Below are 16,850 nucleotides of genomic sequence, written 5' to 3'. Positions count from 1 at the left end.
CGATACAACATGAATCCGAGCTGAAAGGTTGGTGAAAGGTTGGCCGACTAGGATCTCAAAACAGACCGTTTCTACTGTCTGCACGATGGCTGACGTAACGACCCGAAAAACGCCTCGAAGCGTTTTCGCCAATAAGAACAATAACGGAGCACCACTGCATGCCGGCGTTCAAGCCTTGGCCCTTCTGGCCTGCCCGTTTACTCCTTTTTTGCCCAATGCCTTCGATCTGCGCAACGTTGCGTCTGCGTCACCTATGCCCTCGCCCCCCATTGACACTCAGCCCTGCTGACATCCGGTTGCTCACAGGTTGCGGCATCCCCGTGTCGTGACACGGCCTCGCACCTTCCCTAACAACAAAAACTCCCCCAGGAGACACCATGAAACCATCACTGCGCGCCCTTGCCCTAGCTGCCAGCTGCTTCGTGCTGGCAAGCAACGCCATCGCTGAACCCAAACGCCCGGAATGCATCGCCCCTGCCTCGCCCGGTGGCGGTTTTGACTTGACGTGTAAACTGGCGCAAAGCGCGCTGGTGAACGAAAAGCTACTCAGCAAACCGATGCGCGTCACGTACATGCCAGGCGGTGTAGGCGCTGTGGCGTATAACGCAGTGGTCGCCCAGCGCCCCGCCGACGCGGGCACGCTGGTAGCGTGGTCGAGTGGCTCATTGCTCAACCTGGCACAGGGCAAATTCGGACGCTTCGACGAAGGCGCCGTGCGCTGGCTCGCAGCTGTGGGCACCAGCTATGGCGCGATTGCGGTAAAAAGCGATTCGCCTTACAAGAATCTCGACGATCTGGTTCAAGCGCTGAAGAAAGATCCGAGCAAAGTGGTGATCGGCTCCGGTGGCACCGTCGGGAGTCAGGACTGGATGCAGACCGCGCTGATTGCCAAGGCCGCCGGTATCAACCCGCGCGATCTACGTTATGTGGCACTGGAAGGCGGCGGAGAAATTGCTACCGCATTACTCGGAGGCCACATTCAGGTCGGCAGCACGGACATTTCCGACTCCATGCCGCACATTCAGAGTGGCGACATGCGCATCCTTGCGGTGTTCTCCGACACCCGACTGGATGAACCCGAGATGAAGAACATTCCTACCGCAAAAGAGCAAGGGTACGACATCGTCTGGCCAGTGGTGCGCGGCTTTTACCTCGGGCCAAAAGTCAGCGATGAGGACTACGCCTGGTGGAAAAGTGCTTTCGACACGTTGCTGGCTTCTGACGAGTTCGCCACGTTGCGCGATCAGCGCGAGCTCTTCCCCTTCGCCATGACCGGCCCCGAGCTGGACACCTACGTGAAGAAACAAGTCAGCGATTACAAAGTACTGGCCAAAGAGTTCGGTCTGATCCAGTAACCGCCGCTGTCAGTTGATTGCGTTCCGTGCAATCGGAGCGCAACGCAGGAGTGAACCATGCTCTTACAACGTATTTTTGCCTCGGTGTTGCTACTGGCCTGCGTCGGTCTGGCGCTGATGGCCTGGCCCTATCAGGCAGCTTTTTCCTACGAACCCGTTGGCCCACGCGCCTTCCCGCTATTGATGCTGGGCCTGATGGGGCTGGGCCTGATCTACATGATTTTTCGCCCGACGCCGGTGGTTCACAGCGAAGAAGACCCGCAACTGGATCGCGACACCCTGACCAAGATCGCCGTGTGTGTCGTACTGCTGCTGATCTTTGCAGGCACCTTCGAATCCCTGGGTTTTATCCTCAGCAGCCTGCTGATCGGCATTCCGATGGCACGCCTGTATGGCGGACGCTGGCTGCCCAGTGTCGTAATCATCAGCGTGATGAGCGTCGGCCTTTATCTGTTGTTTGATAAAGCCATGGACGTTCCACTGCCCCTCGGCCTGCTCGACGTACTGGAGAACTGATATGGACACTTTTGTCTATCTGGGCCAGGGTTTCGGGGTCGCGCTCAGCCCCTATAACCTGGTCACTGCGCTGTGCGGGACGTTGATCGGTACGGTCGTTGGTTTGTTGCCTGGCCTTGGCCCCATCAACGGGGTCGCGCTGTTAATCCCGATTGCATTTGCACTGGGCCTGCCGCCAGAGTCCGCACTCATCCTGCTGGCTGCGGTGTACCTGGGGTGTGAATACGGCGGGCGGATCAGCTCGATCCTGCTGAATATCCCCGGCGAAGCGTCAACCGTCATGACCACCCTCGACGGCTACCCAATGGCCCGCAAAGGCTTGGCGGGGGTGGCCCTGTCGCTGTCCGCGTGGAGTTCGTTCATCGGCGCCTTTATCGCGACCTGCGGCATGGTGCTGTTCGCGCCACTGCTCGCCAAGTGGGCGATTGCATTCGGGCCTGCCGAGTATTTCGTGCTGATGGTCTTTGCGATTGTCTGCCTGGGCGGGATGGCGGGTGACCGCCCCCTGAAAACCTTTATCGCAGCGTTGATCGGCTTGTTTCTTTCTTGTGTAGGGATCGATGCCAACAGCGGGGTGTACCGTTTCACCGGCGACAGTATCCACCTGACTGACGGCATTCAGTTCGTGGTCCTGGTGTTGGGCTTGTTCTCCATCAGCGAAATTCTGTTGCTGCTGGAAAAGACCCACCGAGGCCAGGAGGCGGTAAAAGCCACAGGACGCATGATGTTTAACCTCAAAGAAGCGTCTGCGGTGTTTGTCGTGAATATCCGCTGCGGGCTCTTGGGCTTCATCATGGGCGTGCTACCGGGTGCAGGCGCGACGTTGGCCAGTGCTGTGGCCTATATGACCGAGAAGCGCATGGCTGGCGCTACCGGCACATTTGGTCAGGGTGACATGCGCGGCCTGGCGGCACCTGAAACGGCCATCGGCGCCTCGGCGTGTGGCGCACTGGTCCCCATGCTGACCCTCGGCGTGCCGGGTTCTGGCACCACGGCGGTGATGATCGGCGCCTTGTCGCTCTACAACATCACGCCCGGCCCACTGCTGTTCCAACAGCAGCCGGATATCGTGTGGGGCCTGATCGCCTCGCTGTTTATCGCCAACATCATGCTGGTGATCCTCAACATCCCGATGATCCGTATCTTCACGCGCATTTTGTCGGTGCCGAACTGGGCGCTGGTGCCTGTGATTGCCATCATTACCGCGATTGGCGTGTACGCGGTGCATGCGACCACCTTTGACCTCTTCCTGATGATCGGCATTGGCATCTTCGGTTACATCCTGCGCAAGCTCGACTTCCCGCTGTCACCCGTGTTGCTCGGCTTCATTCTGGGCGGCCTGATGGAACAGAATTTGCGCCGGGCACTGTCAATTTCCAATGGTGCGCTGGAAATCTTGTGGTCCAGCCCGATCACGCTGGGTGTTTGGGTACTGACGGTCGTGATGTTACTACTGCCCATCGTGCGAATCTGGCGCAAGCGCAACGCTCAACGGCGCGCGCTGGCCAATGCCTGACAGCCGTTTCAAACAATGGTGGGGGACGCCGCTGGTCGGGTTTACCGGCGGTTACCTGGCCAGCCTGATCGGCTGGCCGTTGCCCTGGATGGTCGGCTCATTGCTGGCAATCATCCTGGTACGTTGCCTGACACCCTGGCAATTGGCCGAAATTCCCGGCGGCAGAAAATGCGGGCAATGGCTGATCGGCATCGGCATCGGCCTGCACTTCACTGCGCAGGTCATGGAACAGGTGCTCGCGCATTTCTGGCTGATTTTTTTTGGCGCACTGCTCACCAGCGTGTCGAGCATCATTAATGTGTGGATCATGCGCCGCAGCGGTGAAGATCGCGCCACAGCGTTTTTCTCCAGTATGCCGGGGGGCTCTGGCGAAATGGTTAACCTGGGCGCACGCAATGGCGCCGTCCTGAGCAGCGTGGCCGCAGGCCAAAGTCTGCGCGTGCTGAGCGTCGTGCTCTGCGTACCCGCCGCCTTCACCTATGTGCTGGAAGACGGCCCACCCACCTTGCTGGCGGCCCCGGTTGATTATTTTTGGCTTGCCGTGTTGCTTCCGGCAGGCGCATTGCTGGCCTGGATCTGGCAACGATTGCGCCAGCCGAACCCTTGGTTGTTCGGCCCGCTGCTTATCAGCGCTGGCGTCAGTATCCTGTGGAACTTGCACATCGGCCTTCCTCAAGGCAGCAGCCAGGCTGCCCAATGGCTGATCGGCAGCGGCCTGGGCTGTCACTTTAACCGCGAGTTCTTTCGCCGAGCCCCTTCTTTTATCGGCCGCACCCTCTTGGGCACCGCGTTAACAATGTTGATCGCCAGTGCATGCGCTGCAGGGTTAAGCACCCTCACTCAATTAGACCTGCGCTCCATGACATTGGGCATGATGCCGGGTGGCATCGCGGAAATGAGCCTTACTGCCGAGGTATTACAGCTCTCTGTACCTCTGGTTACCGCATTGCAAGTGATGCGCCTGCTGTTTGTGTTGTTTCTGGCCGAACCCTTGTACCGATACTGGGCAAGCAATAAGGCCTGAGCTTCTAGAAACGCACGCTTCATGTAGGAAAATATACTCAATGTAAGAATGAGTCTTACAGCTTTATTACATTGAGCACCAGGCACTCAACATTTATTGTGAAGTTCAATTCCTTCAGCAGTGCGGGCCTTCAAATGAAACAGGACGAGTTAAACCCATCGTTGTCACGCAACAATGATTACGCCACCTGCATCCCTAAAACCACAGCGCGCGAACAACAAATCCTGCAATGCTGTGCCAAGGGTATGACCTCCGCAGAGATTGCCAAAGTCATGCACCGATCAGTAAGCACTATCAACTTTCATTTTTTAACTTACGAACAAAGTTCGGAACCCACTCCCGCCACGCGGCAGTATTAAAGGCACTGCAACTCGGCATCCTGTAACACTGTCACAACGCAAACAAAGGTCCACTCACAATACACACCCATACATTAATTTAACGAAAACCATTAAAACGATGTTCTGAGAATCTGCCTCTTCACGACCAAGGAGCGTCCTGACATGACCCTCGAGCATGCAACTTATTTAATTAATAAATACGTTGAACTGTTCCTGCCTGTGCTGGAAAACATGATCAACAATGAAATGTTTTGGGGGGCATGCCTGGGTGGATGGCTCGTGGCAAGTTCACGCAGCAACAAGAACGTATTCAAAAAAATAGTGAGCTTTTTACTCAGCGCCAGTGTGGGGTATTTATTTTCACCGGTAGCGTTACTTTACCTGCCCGTCATTCCTCCAGGGGTATGCGGGTTTATATGTGCCCTGGTGGTAATCCCCCTCAGCCGAAAACTGACTGACTGGATTCAGGTGACCGATATTGTCGACCTGATACGGCGGTTACGAGGGGGAAAGTAATCCGATGGGCTGGACTGACTACTCCACGCGCTGTGACAAAATCTCTATGCGCTCCGTCAAACCCTGCACGTGTTGACGATCCTGCATAGCGCTCAGCGCCAACCCTTGGTTAAAGGTATTCAACGCGCGGTACAGTTTTAAGACCTTAAACTCACTGGCATTAAATACGTCATTTTCTGACGCTGACTGATAGCAATTCGACAGCAGCATGGGACCGCGACCATTGAATAACCAATCCAGAGAAACATCATGTTTCTCTGCCAGCTCTATGCAGTGCGCATAGGGAATTTTTGAGCGCCCTTTCCAGGTGCTCAGCGTTTGAGGGCTAACCCCCATGGCGCCTGAAAGATCAGAGTCCGTTTTGACGTCGAATACTTGTTTCAACCTAAAAAGTACTTCAATTGATTTCTTGTTACTCATTTTGAATAATCCAAATTTGACTCAGCGCGATTTTGCTTCAATATCTACTCACATTGAGTACTTCAAAATTATTAAAAAATTGCAACCTTATAAATATTTCGAAAATGACAACACCAACTCCCCCCTCGCACAAACCGCTTTACGCTACAAAAATCACAACACATACAAAAACAAATCAAACGTCCTACAAGCCAATAATAAAAAACTTACTTAATTCTGGAACCATTCTTTAAAACTCGTTCCGGCACTCACTCATCGAGATCAAAGGAGTGGTCTTTTCTATACGCGTGCCAACAACGACTGGCACTTAACAACGTTTAATCGGAGTCACTCATGAGCACCTATAAAATGGTTTGCCCACATTGCTTAAGCAAAATGCGGATTCGCACCAGTGAAGGTCGACATATTTTTTTACGTGTTGCCTATTTGCAATGCACCACCGAAGCCTGTGGCTGGTCTGTCCGAGCTGAATTCGAAATGACCCATGAGCTATCACCCAGCGGGATGCCCAACCCTGATGTACGTCTTCCGCATGTCGATCAGGACCTGCGTCGCGCAGCTATTCAGAACGTCGATATCACGTCTGGAGTAACACCATGACGGCGGCCTATTCAACCGAAGATGATGAGCAACAGATACAAGCATCGGCATTGAGTTACCTGCGCAAGTTTCAACCGATGCACCCGGAAAACGATCAAATTTTATTTTGTAAAACCGTTAACTATCTGATCAGTGCATATGCCCTTAGCATTCCGACAGCACAGAAACTGGTCAGCCGTGCGTACGGTGAACTCAAGATAAATGATGAGCGGTGCCGGCTGGATTTGGGCGCCAGTACTGAACATCTGGCCGTTATTACAGATCCTGAAAACGGAATGACGTGGGCCGTACCGATTAAAGCCATTGTAGATAGAGTCATTGAGGCACCCGACAATTGTCGAATGCGACTGGTGTAATTCGCGCTAACTTCAAAGGTTATTACTTACACACCAGGCGTCACACCTGGTGTGTCATGTCGTGGGCATCTGACCACTCAATTCACTCGTCGCTGATCAATCGGCGGGTAATGTCCAATGAATGGGCGTTAAACCGTTTTGCGTTAGAAACTTGTTGGTGCGGCTAAAATGTCCGTTCCCAATAAAGCCTCGGTAAGCCGATAGCGGCGAAGGATGCACAGAGGTCAGCACCAAATGCTTAGTGGCATCAATCAGTTTTTGTTTGCTCTGCGCATGTGCCCCCCACAGCAGAAACACCAACTTGGGCTGCGTCTCGCTGACGACCTGGATAATCCGGTCGGTGAAGTGCTCCCAGCCTTTTTTGGCGTGAGAAGCCGCGTTCGCGCGCTCCACTGTCATGGTTGTGTTGAGCAGCAACACCCCCTGATCGGCCCATGACTGCAAACAGCCATGCGAAGGAATATCGATGTTCAAATCACGTTTGAGTTCTTTATAGATGTTGACCAGCGAAGGGGGCGCAGGCACGCCGCGCTGCACCGAAAAACACAACCCATGAGCCTGACCCGGGCCATGGTAAGGGTCCTGCCCCAGAATCACGACTTTGACCTTGTCCAACGGCGTTGAATTCAGAGCATTGAAAATCAGGGGCCCCGGCGGATAAATTTCTTTGCCCGCAGCATGCTCCTGACGCAGGAATTCACGCAGCTCGCCCATATAGGGTTTTTCGAACTCCTCGCGCAACGCTTGCTTCCACAGAGGTTCAAGTTTTATACGGTCGTCCAGCGTCATGGCTACATCTCGAAAAACAATGGTGCGGACACTAAAAAAGCCCACCCGCCTTGTCAATGCAATCAGGCAAGTATGTCGCTGATGGCAATCAAGGCTGACCAACTGCTGTATAAAGAGCGACCAGCCCCTTCGGTTTTACTGGACTTGCCATGTCAACACCCGCTCTGTGCCCCGCCTGCGGCGCCAGCAATGATTGCTCGATGGTCAGCAACAACGAAGTGCCGACAAACGCATGTTGGTGTTTTGGCGTCACCCTCGATCCCAGCGTCATTGAGGCTTTGCCTGCCGAACTGCGCCATGCGGCCTGTCTATGCCCGCGGTGCGCCGGTGTGCTTGAACAACTTCCCGCAACGACTCCCGACGCCAGCCGTTAAGATACCCGCCGGGTTTTCATGTGATCGATGGCTATGCGTTTAGACCGTTTCCTCAGTAACTTGCCGCAATTCAACCGCAAGCAGGTGCGCCTGTTGCTGATCGAGAAGCGCGTTCAGGTCGATGACCAGATCATCAGCGATCCTCATCATGAGGTGCGGGCCTTCAGTCGAGTTGAGTGCGACGGGCAATTGCTGCAAGTCGGCAAACCCGCGCGGTATTTCATGCTGCACAAGCCGACCGGCTGCGTCAGCGCCACCCAAGACCCGCACCATCCCACCGTGCTCGACTTGCTGGACGAGCCGGACAAGGACGACCTGCATATCGCCGGACGCTTGGACTTTAATACCAGCGGCTTGATGCTGATTACCAACGATGGGCACTGGTCACGTCAGGTGACGCAACCCGAAACCAAGCTGCCCAAGGTGTATTACGTCGAAACAGAGGATGTGATAACCGACGCGTATGCCGTCACGTTCAAACAAGGTATTTATTTCGCATTTGAAGACCTGACCACCCAGCCAGCCCAATTGCACCTGCTTGGCCCACGTTGTGCCCGGCTGAGTATCGTTGAGGGCCGCTATCATCAGGTCAAACGCATGTTCGGCTACTTCAACAACAAGGTTGTGCGCTTGCACCGCGAGCGCATTGGGTCGCTGAACCTTGATGAACAGCTGGCGCCAGGCCAATACCGCTCACTGACAGCGCAAGAAGTCGAATTGTTTTGAGACCGCATCCGCCTGACGCATGACCAGTGCCGACACGATTGACTGTCACATTCCGGGCCCACTCTAGGATTGACCGACACTCGATTCGCTGGAGTCCGACGCCATGAAGCCTGAAATCGCCGTGCTGGATATTCAAGGTCAGTACCGAATCCATACCGAGTATTACCGATCCGACTCGGCACACAGCACGATCATCCTGGTTAACGGGTCGATGTCCACAACAGCCTCATTTGCCCAGACAGTCAAGAATCTGCATCCCGCGCTGAATGTCGTGCTGTATGACCAACCTTATGCCGGTCAGTCAAAAGCCCACAACCCTCATCAGTCCCTGTTGACCAATGAACGTGAAGCGCAGGTGTTGCTGGAATTGATCGAGCACTTTAACGCCCGTTACGTGTTGTCGTTTTCGTGGGGCGGACTGGTTGCATTGGCGGCCCTGGCTGAACAACCACGGCGTATAGAGAAGGCCGTGATCAGTTCGTTCTCACCCGCGATCAATACAGCCATGCAGGATTATCTGGAACGGGGTCGTCAGGGGCTGGCTACGGGCGACGGCACCCTGCTGGGCCATCTGGTTAACGACACACTGGGCAAGCATTTGCCCCACCTGTTCAAACGCTTCAACTTTCGTCACATCAGCACCCTTGCCGATCATGAATACGCGCAAATGCACTTCCACATCGATCATTTGCTCAGCAGTGATCACGCGAGTCGGCTCAAGGCCGCTGAACGCATTGATATCCCGGTGTTATTCATCAATGGCGAATGGGACGAATACACCGCAGCAAAAGACGCGCGACAATTCGCCCGACCGATCAACCAGAGCCAGTTCGTGATCGTGGATAACACCGGGCATTTTCTGGACATGGAGCACAAGTGCGCCAGTCACCACACAAAAAACGCCGTACTGAACTTCCTCAACGCTGAGCAGCACCTTTCATTGGCAGGCTGAGTAATGCCACCATCGGGTGAGTGCGCAAAGGCGTGAGTCACGGAAAAACAATTAAAACTTCTCATCCGCGCCGGCTTCTGGTACAAAGTCAGCCGCTCTGAGCGGGTGTCGTATAATGGCATTACTCCAGCTTCCCAAGCTGATAACGAGGGTTCTTATTGGACACCCGTCTTTGGTGCATGGTAAAAACGCGTAATGCGGGTATAGTTTAGTGGTAAAATGAAAGCTTCCCAAGCTTTAGTTGAGGGTTCGATTCCCTCTACCCGCTCCACCTTCTAGCCAGTGTTTCCGGGCCTTCCAGGGGATCCCCCCCAATCAGGAAGCCCCTCCAAGCCTCATGGCAACGCCTCGATCCCAGCTCCCCAGTACCTCCCCTAGAGTCACCAAAATTTGGTGCACCGTCGACGCCGTCCAGAATGACGAATCGACAGATCATCGCCCTCCTCGTGCCACCCAATAAACCCCAAAAAGCTCATTTCGTACCTAGCCTGGATCGCCGACAAGCTCATCATCGTGCGCTCAAGAATGCAGTCCCGGAATGCTACCCAGGAAGACGATCCAGAACTCCCGAGAGGGAGTGAGCGGTATGGCCAGCCCTCCCCCTCAAAAAATCACCTGGACGTATACAGGGCTCGAAACGACCACCAGCATCCATTCCAATGTTCAGTCGATCCCCATCTTCCGTCCGAGCTCCTGACCACGATCACGATCGCGCTCACGTTGGCGGTAACGCTTTACAAAGCTGGCTTCGATCAGCTCTTCGACTCCCAACCCAAGTCCGCAGTTTACCAACGACGCCATAGAACTATCGCTCAGTGAAAAATCATTGGGAATGAAGCCAATATTCTCAACCCTGTTCCTATCAAGTTCTGCCTCAAATGCTTTCAAGAAGTCAGCCAGCCCAGGGCGACGAGCTTCAGTTGCTGCACTTGCAGCGGAGTCATCAGCAACTGTTACTGCATTAGCCGCATTGATACCAATCTGCGCCACCACTTGAGTTATGGAAGGCCAATATTTGAGATCATACTGATAGGTCAACTTCTCCAACTTACCTTTCACGTGAGACCTGAAAAGCCCATTATCCTCAGAGGCTTCTTCAACGACATCCATAATATGGTAGTAGGTATCACTACTAAAACTGGACATCTCTTTAACCTCGGTGCGCCGCGAGAGCAACTCCGAGAGCAACTCTGAAACTTTTGCAATTCTCACATTCAACTCAGTGAGCATCTCCCGATCCTCGCGAGCTTCTTTGATCTTTCCAGGATTCCAGGAGTACACAGTGGTTGTGAAAACATCAAAGAATGAACTTAGCGCCCTAGGCTGTTCTGCCAGCGTGGCGTGCAGCTCGACGTAGACATCAGCAAGCTCAGTGGTGCGTCCCAGCAGACTCTCGATGATTCGGTTGATACTGCTCCAGGTACCGTTTTCCTCATTATATTTAAAGTCCTCACGCAATATGCTTTCACACACATCGATTGCAGTGGCACGACCTTTAACATCCATTTTAGAAACCTCTATTAATTGATAATCAGATGATAAAGTCTCAGCCGTGAGGTGTCGGTACCTATCCGAAAAAAAACCTTTCCGTCATGGGTACCCTCAGCGCGCCCCACCAAACGTCAAGCCTGAGCAGAGCATCAAGCCCAAGTATCAAGCCAAAACCAAAGCTGAAGCGGCAGATGATGAAATAACGTTCTTGTCCAAATAATCCGAAAACAACTAACACCAAACACCAAGCCCCGCAGCCCAAGCAGCTTTACTTTACACCCCAGTAAAGTTAATTAGGCGAAACATGGGTGGCGGATCGCATCTCTTTCAGTAACACTTAACCGACTCTACATAGGTAACTGATATGAATGTGGCCACCTCCTCCCCCGTCGACGACTTGCTCAACCCAGGCGAAAGCGCATCACGCCCAGTCCGGATTCTAGCGGCTGCGGGCAGGATGTTCATTGAGCACGGGTACGAAGGAGCCAGCATGGAGGAGATCGCCAAGGCTGCAGCGGTGACCCGCCAGACTCTGTATAACCGCTTCCCCGATGGCAAGGAGTCGCTTTTCGTGGCGGTGGCAGAGCGGATGTGGAAAGCCTTCCCCGTCATGAACGTTGCAACAGATGAGCGCGCGCTGTCCGACCCGAGGAGAGGCCTCATGCAGATCGCCACCGAGTTCGCGTGCTTCTGGTCTGGCCCGACAGCCGCCGACTTCCTACGCATGGTCATCATGGAAGGCAGACGATTCCCTGTGCTGTCCAGCCGATTTGACGAGGTTATCCAAGCGCCGGCAATGACCGTCATCAGCGACTACCTGGCCGAACTGGCACGCAGAGGTACCTTGGCAGTTCAAGAGCCTGAAACTGCCGCCTGCGACTTCATGGAGATGCTCGATGGTCGGGTTCTCTGGAAACAGGTCAGAGCCAACAGCGAGCCGCTTGCCCGCGAGGAGATCGAGCAGATCGTGGAGCGCACCGTGGACGCCTTCCTGCGATCGCTCCGGCACTGAAATCCTAGAGATCAGCGAAAGGCCTGCAACACCCGCAAAAACCGGAAAACTTGCCAAAACACCCGAACACGCACGATCAGTCCACACACCGCAGGCCTAGAGGCTTCTAGAGCCACGCGCCCCGAACCCTGACGCCACAGACCACAGACCTAAACTCAATCAGAAATCCCCATCCAGCAGCCCCTCCATACCTGCTGGAAGCGAATGCGCGCTACTTGGTGGAGTCAGCAACGGCAACAGCTTGTCCTCCGGCAGCGCCTGATCATCTGTGTCGTACTTCACCTGCCGGATCCCGTGGTAGACGAGGCTGTCACTGACATACTCGATGCAAGGCCCATCGGACTCCTTGGGGCCTCTGACCATATAGCCGTTCCGAACCCTTCCCATCGAAGCGGTAGCATCGCAGGCGACGTGCGAGAACAGCACAATGTTGCTGCCGGCGCTCTCCTGCACGGATTTGAAGATCACACCATCAATACGGGGCTTACAGTGGGTGGCCAGGTACTCAGCGATGACTTGAGTAGTTAGATAGTCGCGCTCTGCTCCAGGAAGCACCGGCACCGTGATTGCGTCATGCAGATACCTCAGGAAATCCCGCCGCCCTACCTTCGAATGGTATTTGGAGTCAAAGAAGCTTGGCATGGGCCCTAGATCTGCTTTTTCAAAGCGTCCGAAATCCAACACCTTGACCTCCCTGACCAACCTGAATTCGCCACTCACGACGGTGCCGCCAACCGGGGGACGGAGCTCAGCGACACAGGTCTTGCGCTCGAATGCTCCGTAGAAGGCAGGAACACCTGCAGGGTTCATCCTGCCCTCTCCAGCTCGCTCCTTCGGGGGAGCTCCGAGATTACGCGCAGGGTTGGCTGTGATCTCGGAAACACTCTCGCCGCCCATGCAGGTTCGGGCGCGGAAGATCGACGGAGAGTTTTCAGGCGTGAGCAACCGCACCACGGCATTTTCATCGGACGAGGCTGAGTACTTATCCAGATCTTTGAAGATCCAGCCCAAGAACGCCTTGGCGCTGTCGTTGAAGAAGCGTATTCCATGCTTCATACCTTCCTGGAACTCGCACCATTGGTGGCCGATGTCATTCAAGCTGAAACGTTGTCTGGAGTACTGAATGTCGTCACTGTATGACGTCAGGCGCCGGCTCACTGCAGCCACGATCGGCTCGATGTTGTCGCAGCCAAAGATTTCGCTTACCCAGTGTTCGATGCTCTCGCCTTCTTGATGGTCAATCCGACCACCGTTCCAACGCCAAACGTGATCACCCTCTGTGATGTAGGTACCAAGGATTTCGGTGACACGAGAGACGATCTCAGCGAGTGGCACGCACTTGCGTTTCGAGTTGCAAAGGCTGCACTGAGCGGAGGCCCCACTGCGCTGGATCTGCCGCCCTAGAAAGCGGTCGTGCACGCACTGATAACACACTCCCTTGGTAGCCTGTCCGTCTTTCACATTTTCCATTCGCATGGTGCTGGCAGTACCTGAACCTGTTCATCAAGGGGGCATGATGACTGAAGCGCCGCGATTGGAATACCATCCAAAACGGCTCAAGGCCCAAATTGCTCTGGAATAACGCCGCCCTCAACATCGGACAGGGTGTCCTCTAATGCGCTGCCAGATACCCAATCCGGACGCTGCCATACTCCAGACATTGAGCCCACTCAAGGAATCGGCATGCTGATCGAGTTCGACCTCAACCATAATGACGCGCAAGCCCTGTTGCGCCACTGCACAGAACACAAGCCAAACTCTGAGGATTTTCGAGAAAATGCTCGCCTAAGGGAGGCTTTGGAAACGCTCGCGGAGGCGATCAATGACGCGATGAGTCCAAGCAAGGACGGCCCGGAGTCGTCGGAAACGATTGATCCACGGCTGCTTGATGCAGCGATGGCAATCTTCGGCGACAAGAAAAGTGCGGTGGACTGGCTATCGCAACCCTTACGAGCGTTGGGAGCGAAACGCCCGAGGGATGCCCACATCGACGACGCCTTGACACTTCTTGCGCGCATTGAGCATGGGTTCGGTGCCTGAAAGCATTGCGAGGTCTGCAGATCACCCCGCAGGCCCATTAAGTGATTCAGGGAGGTTGCACAGGATGGCCAAGAAGCCGAAGTTCTACGCTGTTGTCCACGGACGGAAACTCGGGATTTTCAATAGCTGGGAAGGTGGGGCTCGCTTGTCCATTGACCGTTTTCCGGAAGCGAAACACCAGTCGTTCGCAACGCTTGAGCTCGCTGAGGAGTGGTACCGCCAGAACACCCCCACGCCAGGCTCGAACCACTCACCGGTTCTTCACTTCAGCACGCAAGCGTCCGCGCAACTGCCGACCGTCATTCCACAACAGCCTCAACAGCCGACCTTGGACGGCGTGGTTGCCAAGGACTACGTCGTCTACCTGATCATCGATCCGGTAACAGAGGAGCCGTTCTACGTAGGGCAGACAGGCGACTTCGAAGCCCGGCAGCGAGGCCATCTTGGGAAAGCCAACCATGACTGCAAACGCGCGGCAGCCAAGATCGCCCAGATACTCGATGACGGGATGACCCCAGCATTCAAAGTTGTAGAAACCTGCGAATCTGAAGAGGCCTCTTTGGAGGCCGAGACACGCTGGATCGAGCACTGTACCGCCAGGGGTATCACGGTTTGGAACCGCACGAGGGAGCATCGCCAAATCCAAGCATTACACATGAAGCCCAGAATCGAGTTTGATCGAATTATCGGGGACGGCCCCTTCACCCTCGGCCCCTACCCATACGACTCCAGGTTTGAGCTGAAGAGCAAGCTCAATGCCTTCTTGGCCAAGTCTGCCCAAGGTGCGATAAAGCTGGGCATGGCCACCGAGAAGCTCAGGTTGATCTGGAAACTCACCCGCCAGGCAGGGGAAGTCAGCGAATTTCGCATCGTCAAGAACGCATCCAAGCATCAGCTCGAAGCAGTCCTCGTGTCCGGATCAACCGTGAACTTTGACTACGGCGCCGCGATCGACCGCCTCCCCTGACCTGCTGCAACCAGGTGACGAGAGCCCCCTCCAGCACCGGATCCGAGCGCATAGAAGAAGCGCACCTGATGCACCTCAGTCACCTCCTCCAAAGACCGGATTATCCAAGCCCAAGAAATCCGCCATCCAAGTTCGCTCCTCGTCACTGGGCTCGTAAGAATAAGCAGTCTTACCCTCAACTTGTTCAGGCAGTTCACGCCAATATCTTGGTTCAGCCACACCGTCCAAAAACACCAGCTCGCAGGACACATAGCACATCCATATCCCTGCCGTCAGAAATTGAATATTCAACTGTAACGATTCTTCATCGCCTGTGTATTCGCGGATGGGCGTGAACTGCTTATGCAAAGTTCCAATATGTGTGAACTCTCGACTCAGCAAGCCGTAGATGTGGCCGAATGGAGGGAAGACGCGCTTGGCATTGGAAACGGCGCGCGGAGACTCAAATTTGTGCTCTTGGTACTTTTGAAAGTCTTCCGGAAATTGCATGAGATGCAGGGCTACGGCCATGGTTTCAATGGCTGAGCGCACGACCGGCCCAGGCTGCAAAACGAAGCCACCACGAAGCATATAGGCCGCACCAACCATGGAGTTCAGGGCATTGGAGAGGAGTTCTGCACACGCCATGCGAAGCTTATCTTCGTTGCGTTCGGCCCTGAACATCCCCGAAGCCCAGATAGCGGAGCAATGGGTAAAAAGTGCACTCATTTTTTCAAGGTCAGCACTATGTAGCGCATCAAAACTTTTAGCAATTCTATCAGCGTCGCGAGTTATTTGATTAATGAGCATTGACCTACGAAACTCGTATATCTTCTCGTTAGCTGGATCAAAAACCACTGCACAAGTATCAGGATGCTGTTCCCACATAGATCATTCCTTGTTCGTTAAGAGTCTTCAACCTGCGACGCTGATACCTTTAATCCGCCAACCCATGTGAGCGAACCGGCTCAGGCAATAGGGTGCTGAAGCCAATAAGAATAAATTGCGCAATCAATATCAGCAGTACCCGTCCTGTGAAGCATAGCTCGCAACCCAAGACAGTTTCCCCGTTGCCCTCTGTACAATGACTTCCATCAGGGCAGCCGAAAAAATCCCCCTCATGGTCAAGCCTAGCAAGTTGACAAGCCTGACAAGCCTGTCAAATTGGCAAGTCCCTGAGTGTTGATCAGCACCAGAAGCGATGCTACCGTACCGACCACGGTCTTCCTGGATCGAGCGGTCGGCATGCAAAGCCTTTGCGCCTCAGGTGTTTCTCCCTTCTTTCGCACGCACTTCGACAATTGTCAGCGGGCAGCCGACACCGTGACATTGGAGAATTGCCATGCGCGTTCCGGTCTATCCCGAAGATCTGCTCCCCCAAGCCGCCTTCAAAAGACTCGCCAAACTCATCCAGAAACGGTGGCCAGGCCAATCACCCGTCCAGCTCTCTTTTGCCCGAGAGACCCTGTCCAAGGGACTAGGGTATGCCAATTACCACGATCTCATGAAAGAGTCCGTCAACTGGCCTCAGTATGCAGAAACGCCTGCCCTGAGTACCACGCACACCCAGCTCGCGGCTGAGATTTCTTCGGTATTGGCCTTGGCCAACGACACCTCAGTACCGCGCAGCGCGCTTGACCCTTTTGTCGAGACGCTCCCGTTGAAAGTGCTTAGCACGTTCAAGGGGGCTGCCTCACGAGGCGTGGAAGTGACCAAGAGCCCAATGCCTGATTTAGACCAGACTGAAATCTGTCCTGTGAACACCACCGCCCCAGAGTCAGAAGTCCCGCGCTACACGTGTGTTGCCGCTGACCGAAAACTGACCCAGTAGAGGCTCTTCTGCCGACTGAAAACTGACCCAGGTGTTCAACTGCTT

19 protein-coding genes and 1 tRNA gene are annotated in these 16,850 nt (G+C 54.5%); 15 read left to right on the top strand and 5 right to left on the bottom strand.

The window, feature by feature from the left end; translation table 11 throughout:
• The first annotated feature begins 377 nt into the window (after window positions 1–377).
• The 6 genes from CJF39_RS21265 to CJF39_RS21240 all read left to right on the top strand — a co-directional run bounded on the left by CJF39_RS21265 (window position 378) and on the right by CJF39_RS21240 (window position 5,268).
• Complete coding sequence (locus tag CJF39_RS21265) at window positions 378–1,355, top strand: Bug family tripartite tricarboxylate transporter substrate binding protein (protein ID WP_094995194.1); 978 nt, start codon at window positions 378–380, stop codon at window positions 1,353–1,355.
• Window positions 1,356–1,412: 57 nt separating this feature from the next.
• Window positions 1,413–1,871 carry a tripartite tricarboxylate transporter TctB family protein gene (locus CJF39_RS21260; protein ID WP_094995193.1) on the top strand — a complete coding sequence of 153 codons (459 nt, stop codon included), beginning with the start codon at window positions 1,413–1,415 and terminating at the stop codon, window positions 1,869–1,871.
• Between the two features lies 1 nt (window position 1,872).
• The gene (locus CJF39_RS21255; RefSeq protein ID WP_094995192.1) at window positions 1,873–3,387 is read left to right on the top strand and encodes a tripartite tricarboxylate transporter permease; all 1,515 of its coding nucleotides are present in this window, start codon (window positions 1,873–1,875) and stop codon (window positions 3,385–3,387) included.
• Window positions 3,380–4,411 carry an AbrB family transcriptional regulator gene (locus CJF39_RS21250; RefSeq protein WP_094995191.1) on the top strand — a complete coding sequence of 344 codons (1,032 nt, stop codon included), beginning with the start codon at window positions 3,380–3,382 and terminating at the stop codon, window positions 4,409–4,411. Before CJF39_RS21255 ends, CJF39_RS21250 begins: the two co-directional genes overlap by 8 nt.
• Before the next feature lie 134 nt (window positions 4,412–4,545).
• Window positions 4,546–4,770, top strand: coding sequence for a helix-turn-helix domain-containing protein (locus CJF39_RS23810; RefSeq protein ID WP_141232210.1), 225 nt, complete (start codon window positions 4,546–4,548; stop codon window positions 4,768–4,770).
• A 144-nt stretch (window positions 4,771–4,914) separates the two neighbouring features.
• Window positions 4,915–5,268 (top strand): hypothetical protein, encoded by a 354-nt coding sequence (locus tag CJF39_RS21240; protein WP_094995189.1) that lies wholly within the window; start codon window positions 4,915–4,917, stop codon window positions 5,266–5,268.
• Window positions 5,269–5,286: 18 nt separating this feature from the next.
• On the opposite strand, the gene CJF39_RS21235 is transcribed toward CJF39_RS21240, so the two are convergent.
• Window positions 5,287–5,688, bottom strand: a complete 402-nt coding sequence (locus CJF39_RS21235) for a helix-turn-helix domain-containing protein (RefSeq protein ID WP_094995188.1) — start codon at window positions 5,686–5,688, stop codon at window positions 5,287–5,289.
• A gap of 333 nt (window positions 5,689–6,021) precedes the next feature.
• Here CJF39_RS21235 and CJF39_RS21230 point away from each other — a divergent pair, with 333 nt between their 5' ends.
• Together CJF39_RS21230 and CJF39_RS21225 are read left to right on the top strand one after the other, a co-directional pair.
• Window positions 6,022–6,288, top strand: coding sequence for an ogr/Delta-like zinc finger family protein (locus CJF39_RS21230; RefSeq protein ID WP_094995187.1), 267 nt, complete (start codon window positions 6,022–6,024; stop codon window positions 6,286–6,288).
• Window positions 6,285–6,644: a hypothetical protein gene (locus CJF39_RS21225; RefSeq protein WP_094995186.1), complete on the top strand. Its 360-nt coding sequence runs from the start codon at window positions 6,285–6,287 to the stop codon at window positions 6,642–6,644. Before CJF39_RS21230 ends, CJF39_RS21225 begins: the two co-directional genes overlap by 4 nt.
• A gap of 96 nt (window positions 6,645–6,740) precedes the next feature.
• Here the strand turns inward: CJF39_RS21225 and ung are convergent, their stop codons facing one another.
• Window positions 6,741–7,433 carry a uracil-DNA glycosylase gene (ung, locus tag CJF39_RS21220; protein WP_094995185.1) on the bottom strand — a complete coding sequence of 231 codons (693 nt, stop codon included), beginning with the start codon at window positions 7,431–7,433 and terminating at the stop codon, window positions 6,741–6,743.
• Window positions 7,434–7,582: 149 nt separating this feature from the next.
• Between ung and CJF39_RS21215 the strand changes: the two genes are divergently transcribed.
• From CJF39_RS21215 to CJF39_RS21200, 4 genes are all read left to right on the top strand, one after another.
• The gene (locus CJF39_RS21215; protein ID WP_094995184.1) at window positions 7,583–7,807 is read left to right on the top strand and encodes a cysteine-rich CWC family protein; all 225 of its coding nucleotides are present in this window, start codon (window positions 7,583–7,585) and stop codon (window positions 7,805–7,807) included.
• 33 nt (window positions 7,808–7,840) lie between these two features.
• Complete coding sequence (locus CJF39_RS21210; RefSeq protein WP_094995183.1) at window positions 7,841–8,533, top strand: pseudouridine synthase; 693 nt, start codon at window positions 7,841–7,843, stop codon at window positions 8,531–8,533.
• Window positions 8,534–8,636: 103 nt separating this feature from the next.
• Window positions 8,637–9,485, top strand: a complete 849-nt coding sequence (locus CJF39_RS21205; protein ID WP_094995182.1) for an alpha/beta fold hydrolase — start codon at window positions 8,637–8,639, stop codon at window positions 9,483–9,485.
• Between the two features lie 197 nt (window positions 9,486–9,682).
• Window positions 9,683–9,756 (top strand) — tRNA-Gly (locus CJF39_RS21200).
• A gap of 392 nt (window positions 9,757–10,148) precedes the next feature.
• Here CJF39_RS21200 and CJF39_RS21195 read toward each other — a convergent pair.
• The gene (locus CJF39_RS21195; RefSeq protein WP_094995181.1) at window positions 10,149–10,991 is read right to left on the bottom strand and encodes a hypothetical protein; all 843 of its coding nucleotides are present in this window, start codon (window positions 10,989–10,991) and stop codon (window positions 10,149–10,151) included.
• A 349-nt stretch (window positions 10,992–11,340) separates the two neighbouring features.
• On the opposite strand from CJF39_RS21195, the gene CJF39_RS21190 reads away from it, so the two are divergent.
• Window positions 11,341–11,988, top strand: a complete 648-nt coding sequence (locus CJF39_RS21190) for a TetR/AcrR family transcriptional regulator (RefSeq protein WP_056847367.1) — start codon at window positions 11,341–11,343, stop codon at window positions 11,986–11,988.
• Between the two features lie 159 nt (window positions 11,989–12,147).
• Here the strand turns inward: CJF39_RS21190 and CJF39_RS21185 are convergent, their stop codons facing one another.
• The gene (locus tag CJF39_RS21185; protein WP_056847368.1) at window positions 12,148–13,464 is read right to left on the bottom strand and encodes an RES family NAD+ phosphorylase; all 1,317 of its coding nucleotides are present in this window, start codon (window positions 13,462–13,464) and stop codon (window positions 12,148–12,150) included.
• A 207-nt stretch (window positions 13,465–13,671) separates the two neighbouring features.
• Here CJF39_RS21185 and CJF39_RS21180 point away from each other — a divergent pair, with 207 nt between their 5' ends.
• A complete protein-coding gene (locus CJF39_RS21180; RefSeq protein WP_094995180.1) occupies window positions 13,672–14,028 on the top strand; it encodes an MbcA/ParS/Xre antitoxin family protein in 357 nt (118 codons plus the stop codon).
• A 64-nt stretch (window positions 14,029–14,092) separates the two neighbouring features.
• Entirely contained in the window at window positions 14,093–14,995 is a 903-nt protein-coding gene (locus CJF39_RS21175) for a viroplasmin family protein (protein ID WP_094995179.1), read from the top strand.
• A 75-nt stretch (window positions 14,996–15,070) separates the two neighbouring features.
• Here the strand turns inward: CJF39_RS21175 and CJF39_RS21170 are convergent, their stop codons facing one another.
• On the bottom strand, window positions 15,071–15,862 hold the full coding sequence (locus tag CJF39_RS21170; RefSeq protein ID WP_094995178.1) for a hypothetical protein: 792 nt from the start codon (window positions 15,860–15,862) through the stop codon (window positions 15,071–15,073).
• Window positions 15,863–16,850: the final 988 nt, after the last annotated feature.

It is taken from the genome of Pseudomonas lundensis, from assembly GCF_002269125.1.
GTDB classification, from domain to species: domain Bacteria; phylum Pseudomonadota; class Gammaproteobacteria; order Pseudomonadales; family Pseudomonadaceae; genus Aquipseudomonas; species Aquipseudomonas lundensis_A.
Note: the sequence above shows the minus strand (reverse complement) of the source record. Positions and strands in the feature narration are given on the sequence as shown.